Annotated in this window: 14 protein-coding genes; all 14 read right to left on the bottom strand. The window is 34.3% G+C overall.

Translation table 11 applies throughout. From position 1 onward, the window contains the following. Window positions 1-108: 108 nt before the first annotated feature. The 14 genes from QZ135_RS13800 to QZ135_RS13735 all read right to left on the bottom strand — a co-directional run bounded on the left by QZ135_RS13800 (window position 109) and on the right by QZ135_RS13735 (window position 5,938). Complete coding sequence (locus QZ135_RS13800; RefSeq protein WP_294610277.1) at window positions 109-270, bottom strand: hypothetical protein; 162 nt, start codon at window positions 268-270, stop codon at window positions 109-111. Further along, window positions 267-464 (bottom strand): hypothetical protein, encoded by a 198-nt coding sequence (locus QZ135_RS13795; RefSeq protein WP_294610274.1) that lies wholly within the window; start codon window positions 462-464, stop codon window positions 267-269. Before QZ135_RS13795 ends, QZ135_RS13800 begins: the two co-directional genes overlap by 4 nt. A gap of 163 nt (window positions 465-627) precedes the next feature. Continuing rightward, window positions 628-978, bottom strand: coding sequence for a hypothetical protein (locus QZ135_RS13790; protein ID WP_294610270.1), 351 nt, complete (start codon window positions 976-978; stop codon window positions 628-630). Window positions 979-1,120: 142 nt separating this feature from the next. Then, the gene (locus QZ135_RS13785) at window positions 1,121-1,426 is read right to left on the bottom strand and encodes a hypothetical protein (RefSeq protein ID WP_294610267.1); all 306 of its coding nucleotides are present in this window, start codon (window positions 1,424-1,426) and stop codon (window positions 1,121-1,123) included. 132 nt (window positions 1,427-1,558) lie between these two features. Then, window positions 1,559-1,744, bottom strand: a complete 186-nt coding sequence (locus QZ135_RS13780; RefSeq protein ID WP_294610264.1) for a hypothetical protein — start codon at window positions 1,742-1,744, stop codon at window positions 1,559-1,561. Between the two features lie 16 nt (window positions 1,745-1,760). Beyond that, a complete protein-coding gene (locus tag QZ135_RS13775) occupies window positions 1,761-2,009 on the bottom strand; it encodes a hypothetical protein (RefSeq protein ID WP_294610261.1) in 249 nt (82 codons plus the stop codon). Further along, window positions 1,993-2,265 (bottom strand): hypothetical protein, encoded by a 273-nt coding sequence (locus QZ135_RS13770; RefSeq protein ID WP_294610257.1) that lies wholly within the window; start codon window positions 2,263-2,265, stop codon window positions 1,993-1,995. Before QZ135_RS13770 ends, QZ135_RS13775 begins: the two co-directional genes overlap by 17 nt. Window positions 2,266-3,272: 1,007 nt before the next feature. Further along, window positions 3,273-3,509, bottom strand: coding sequence for a hypothetical protein (locus QZ135_RS13765; protein WP_294610253.1), 237 nt, complete (start codon window positions 3,507-3,509; stop codon window positions 3,273-3,275). Between the two features lie 8 nt (window positions 3,510-3,517). Next, window positions 3,518-3,742 carry a hypothetical protein gene (locus tag QZ135_RS13760; RefSeq protein ID WP_294610250.1) on the bottom strand — a complete coding sequence of 75 codons (225 nt, stop codon included), beginning with the start codon at window positions 3,740-3,742 and terminating at the stop codon, window positions 3,518-3,520. Next, entirely contained in the window at window positions 3,739-4,023 is a 285-nt protein-coding gene (locus QZ135_RS13755) for a hypothetical protein (RefSeq protein WP_294610246.1), read from the bottom strand. Before QZ135_RS13755 ends, QZ135_RS13760 begins: the two co-directional genes overlap by 4 nt. A gap of 370 nt (window positions 4,024-4,393) precedes the next feature. Next, a complete protein-coding gene (locus QZ135_RS13750) occupies window positions 4,394-4,537 on the bottom strand; it encodes a hypothetical protein (RefSeq protein WP_294610243.1) in 144 nt (47 codons plus the stop codon). A 405-nt stretch (window positions 4,538-4,942) separates the two neighbouring features. After that, window positions 4,943-5,305 (bottom strand): hypothetical protein, encoded by a 363-nt coding sequence (locus QZ135_RS13745; protein WP_294610240.1) that lies wholly within the window; start codon window positions 5,303-5,305, stop codon window positions 4,943-4,945. A gap of 21 nt (window positions 5,306-5,326) precedes the next feature. Further along, window positions 5,327-5,476 (bottom strand): hypothetical protein, encoded by a 150-nt coding sequence (locus QZ135_RS13740; protein WP_294610237.1) that lies wholly within the window; start codon window positions 5,474-5,476, stop codon window positions 5,327-5,329. A 66-nt stretch (window positions 5,477-5,542) separates the two neighbouring features. After that, window positions 5,543-5,938, bottom strand: a complete 396-nt coding sequence (locus QZ135_RS13735) for a hypothetical protein (protein ID WP_294610234.1) — start codon at window positions 5,936-5,938, stop codon at window positions 5,543-5,545. Between the last annotated feature and the right edge of the window lie 62 nt (window positions 5,939-6,000).

Below are 6,000 nucleotides of genomic sequence, written 5' to 3'. Positions count from 1 at the left end.
TCATCTCTCCAAACTTTGCCAAATCTTTACCAAACAAAGTTCTGTCAACTGTCCTGTGATTAAACAGGATATTTTCTCTTGCTGCTTCTTCTACTGTCTGTTTCATAATCAAAATACTATTTTAAAATCCTTTCCTTTTAATGTAGGAAGCCTGTCTGTAACAAACTTCTCCAGTTCCTCTTCGTCTATCGGGAACAACGGGCAGTATTGGTATCTGAACGTATGTATAAACCGCCCGTCAAGCATTACATCAAAAACCAGTGTTTTCATATCTTGTTCACTTTTGTCCATAAACTAAACTCGGTATAGAGATATTTCCATTTATCCCTGTAACGGTATTTGTCGTTAGGATATCGGCAATGGACACAATAATCCGTCTTGTATAATACTTCATATATTACACCCCTGTGTTCAAACAGTTCGTCTATGTCAAGGGTTCCTACTTCCACCTTTTCCATCATCATAAACAAAAAATTGTGTAAATAATAACAAATATGAAGTAAGATAATGTTATAATCACCCACTTCCAAAACTTATATTTATCCCTTTTTAAGCCATATATGAATGTGGTCAATACAAGAGTGATAAATATAAAGTATATTGCAAAGCTGATTCCGTAAAATGTGTTCACTTCCTCTTCCTCCTATGTGTTTTAGGGTTCTTGTTATTTTTTCTACGTTTCGCAATTTGTTTTCTGACAAACCTATCGTCCTTGATACGGCATTTGGTTCTTGGTTCATGGATATAAATCCAATTACTTTCACCAACAACAGGTTTATCAAAATTCGTCAGAATATGCGTTTTATCACCATAACCAATACTATCCTTATCTGTTACTATAACAGCATCACAATCACTGTTTCTAGCTTCCTCAACAGAATCATAACGTTCAAGGGAATATCCTGTTTCCAATTCTTTTAATAGAGGGTATTCGGATGAATTTATCATTGAACCAACAACAGCAATTTTCTTGGTCATATTTTATACTTTTTATAGTTCTTACAATACTTGGGTGTTTTTCTAGCCGTTATTCTCTTTTGTAAAGCCATGCAATACATAAACGGACGAATAACGCACTCACTACAATGTGCTCCTAAATTCATTATTTTTGCCATAATAATTACTCCTTTACCAGTTCTATCGTAGGGCATTGACAAGACCAAACATATAAGCCCATCTCCGACATGGTTCCATCTTTCTTCACCTTGTTAAACAATGGTTCAATATTGTCAAGAGAATTAATCCTATAATCCTTGACATAGGCATATCGTTTTGATTCATTAGTAGTAATACACACCTTGCTTCCGATAGGATACTTCACATTGGATTCAATATACTCCTTCTTTAATTTTATCATTTCGTTCTTCAATTCGTTTATCTTTGAATTGATAATTTCTTTCTTTGATTTAAATTCTTCTTTATTCATATACACAAACGTTTAACATTCAGACAAAATCTGTAACACAATAAGCCATACAATGACAATCATCAATCGTCCAACATATTTCCACATATAGCTTTCATTATCATAGCAAAAACAATTCCAAAAAGCATAAATTCACTCCTTCCTAACATTATTGTCCACCCACCTCATTGCGCCCTTTAGCGCATCAGTTGTAGACCTGTAAAACATATCAACAAAGAGATCCATCCGTTCACCTTTTATTATTCGGTACATGAAGTTTTTTTCTCCTGTGACCTCTATTGTACAGCCTTTATAATATGCAACGTATTTTTTTCTCATACGGCAAAGATATAGTTTATTTGTTTTCCAACAACTTTTTATTAACTTTTATTAAGCGTTTTTCCCAGTCGTTCAGATCTACACCCGTCTTAATCTTCTCCATAACCGAAGCTATGTCAAAAGATTTGCATTTTTCATACAGATCACTCATTGTCGTTCCTTGTATGATAACTCCGTTCTTTTCCCCGGAAAAATATCCGTCAACACTCTCTATTACATCCCATTTCCGCCCTTCCAGGATGTATTGTTTATTGTTCGTTCCCATTATATTTAGCTATTATATTATTCATTTCATTGTTCTTGGCTTCCGTAAGCCCTAATTCGGATATATTTTGAAGCGCAATTTCGCATTGTTGGCTAATGTATGAGATTTCATCGGCATCAATATCACGGCTATCGTATATAAACGCTTTCGACAGCTTGATGGCAAGACCTTGACACACATCCCCGGCAACTTTTTCGGCTGCTATAATGTTAGAGCAAATAATTTGCTTAATACTTAGTTGTTTGTTCGTTCCCATATTCTTTTGTTTTTAAGTTAGTAATCAAGTTCATTTGAAAGTCTTGTGTATTTGTTAATACTATCTCTGTATGATTCAAATAACGGACAATCTTTCAACATAGTAATTTAATGCGAAAGAATACTTTTTCTTTAGTTCATTCTTACTTTGTTGTTTATCGAAGTATTCACTACATGATGATAGGCTTAATGATAATAAAGCCAAAATTGCAATTCGTTTCATAATGATTATTTTTAAATTAAATGATACTTACAAGTTTTTCAAATGAATATACCCCATGAAGTTTTCCTAACTCTTCTTTATGACGCAATATAACACGCCACGGGTAAATTATTTCATTTCTGGATAACTTTCTTTACCCCCTTTGAACTCCATCAGTTTAACGCAATAGTTGTTGAATAGTATTTGCGCCTGTCTGTCAGTAGCTAACAACTTGAATGTACTTTCCATGTCTTTTTATTTTTAAGTTAATAAATAGTTCCCGGCGGCGGTGGCGATCCGCTTGTTGTTCTCCACGCCGGGAAAATATTTCACATTATTTCCGCTTTATCTTAACTCTCTAAACGAAACAGTTTCAAAATCACTCTTAACAATCTCTATCTGTACAGGCTTAACAAAGCGGTCCAATTCCTTGCGTATCTCTCTCATTTGTTCAAACGGTACGGTTACAATGTTTCCAGCAACTAACAAATTGCGTAAAATGCTATCTAAATTATTGTATATTTTTATAAAAATCACAATACATACCGTACAGATCTATTATATCTGAGTCGGTTAGTATTCTCTTTAAAACTCTTATTACTCTAATTACTCTCATTACTTGTTCAAATATGATTTAGGAAGCAAAGGGAAAACTCTTAACACTTCATTAAAACGCACGTTCCCAAACTTTTCGATATATACGGAAAAATAACGTTCACTCCGCCTACGATCAATATTTATGCAGCTAGGTACGTCCTTTCGATTTAACGTTTTATAGTCGTTTGCGTGCTCTCTTACAAACTTAATCAATTCGGGCGTGCTCTGTATAGTTTGATTATGTTTTGTGTCCTGGTGCCGTTATGATACGCTTGTTTAACCTGTTTTTCGGGTAACTTGTGCCCGTCATAGCTTTTCCAAAACTTAATATTTTCCTTAATAAGGTCCAATGTATTAATACTTCTACTAGCTTTAAACGTTCCTATCTTAATACTTTCGTTTTCAAGGATAGGATATAATTCTTTTTGTAAGTTTTGTTTTTTCATAATACTAATTATTTAGATAATTCGTTTAACACTTCGTTGAGATTTGGTAACACCCACGTTTTTAGGTATAATTCCAGTCTTTCCCTAACATAGTTTGCTGTTTCTTCGTCAAACGTAGGGCAATCGCCTGGTACTATTGGTTTTTGAAAGCATGCTACCTTATTATTATTCATTACATTGCTTACCTTGGTAATTGCCTCCTGTAATTGTTCTTTAGCGTATTTCTTTTTCATAGGTCATTATAACGGTTTAATTGTTCATGAATGAATTGAATATGTGTTTTTTGCTCATTCAACGACAAAGAATAAAATTTGTTTTCGCTTATAATCTTACATTTGTTGTCTTTGCAATATCTTTTAAAATCTTTTTCCGTGCCGTTCCCAAAATTGAAAGCTAGTTTAATTTTTTCATTGCACCAAACAGAGTAGCCACCGTCTTGTATAGCTTCATTGATTGATTTATACCGGCGGCCTGATATACCGCCGCTAAAACTGTCAATAGTAAATTGTATCATAATTATGTTGTTTTTTATAAATGATTAATAGGTAAGTTCCGCCAATACGTCCGTATTATATACGGGTAACTGTTTTAAGTATCTGATACGTCCGTCTAGGGGTGTTTCCGTGATAGTTAGCCCTAGTAGCTTGTATAGTGGTGCATCTATAACGGCTTTTTCGAGTTCCTGTATTTCCTTGTATCTTTCCGATCCAGTTTGCATTCCGTTCGGACCGTGGTAAAACTGTTTAAAAAACTAGTGATCCTTATGCCTTAATATACAACTATATGTTATATCTTCTATTGTTGCTCTATACGATTTACATATATATGGGTAATATATCGGTATTGGTTGATATCTTTCATTACAGGGTTTTATTTGCCCTTTATTAGCGATTATTTATATAGTATTGCACACCATCAAGAATGTATTTGGCATGTTCCCGGGCCGCTTCCTGTTTTTCCTGTCTGGTGGGTGTTATCCCGTCGTACTTGTATAACAGTTTGGCGGCCTCTCTGATTATGGTTTTCATTGTGCTACAATTTGCAAGGTATTCTAATTGTGGTTGTACACCTTTGTTCGCTTTTTTGATCACACAGCTTTGCAACCATGATGTAATATTGTATATCTCACTTGTATTACGTATATACATTGCAAGTAAATTAGGTATGTCGTTTCTTCTTTTCATAATGTTACGTTTTTAATTGTTATTGTTTATGTTTTTCGATATAATCAGTTACCCGTATTGATAGATACAGGCAACATAATAGTATTAATGTTTCGATCATCGTTATTTACTTTTGATTTTTCCAAACTCTATAATCATTATCACTTTCAAAACACATATAACCGCCAAAAACCTTGGCAACATGTGCAGGGGTAAACGGGCAATTTTTAATTGCCCGATACCTTGTACTAACTTGTGCAAAAAACGTTCTCATTCCTCTTCCCTCCTTTCCATTTCATCCAAAACTTCCGAAATTGCTTGCCCTAACAGGTAACAGCGTATAGTTACGTCACATGATTCCGCGCCTTTTTCCAAATAACTCATATCGCAACCGAACTCCGTTAACGCTTCACTTAACAGATCCCAATTGTGACACAAGTATTCCTCAGCCGTCCAAGTGTTAAAGGTATAAGATCCTGATGCGTTTCCCGTTACACTATCACATGTAAACAGTGTATCGTTGAGATCTTGTTCCACTTCGTCCCGGTTTTCGGAGGTTACCACTATTCCGTTCTCATTGATATAATTCAAAACATCTTCTCTAACCGCTGCAAAATAATCGTATCTTTCCATAATTGTAATATTTAATTTGATTTATACTAATTCCCATTCCTTTTTTACAAAGCCTTTAAAGCTGCCAAACGATTTTCTAAACGCTGTTAACGCTTCTTTCTTCGTATTTCCATAATAGCAATAACGCGCTTCATTTATTCTTTCATATCCTTTAAAATTTATCTGATTCATAACTTTTGTTTATGAATTCTCATAGCTTATCCCAGTCGGTGCCGGAAATGAATATCACAACACCGATCAACCAATTATATAAGGTTTTTTCATTGGTATATATTCCATCCCGTTGAGAGAGTAGATAGGTAGGAAGTATCTGAACGAACCGTTTCCGGCATTATAAAACCCTTTGAAAACGAAGTCAGCCGGAGAAGCATTATTAATTATCTCAAGCTCTCTATACCCATATACGTTACTTTCTCCATTCTTCTTAATGAACATCTTTAACCAGTTCAAGCCCTGAACGCCTTGTTCCTCTGTCAATGGGATACCGTAACCATCTCCGATACTTTCCAACCAATCGTAATCTATAACATCTTTTTGCTGCTTGTTAGATCGGTTCTTTAATAACTGTAATTGTTGTTTAGTAATTACACCGTTTTCTTTAATCTCTGAAAAAATGCTTTCTAAAGTCTTCATAATGATATAATTTAAATCGTTAATAATTTCCCATTCATAATGTATAAGTTTATATTGTGTTC

Origin of the sequence: uncultured Bacteroides sp. (assembly GCF_905207245.1) — a bacterium.
In the GTDB taxonomy this organism is placed as follows: Bacteria; Bacteroidota; Bacteroidia; order Bacteroidales; family Bacteroidaceae; genus Bacteroides.
This window is presented reverse-complemented; position numbering and strand designations above follow the sequence as displayed.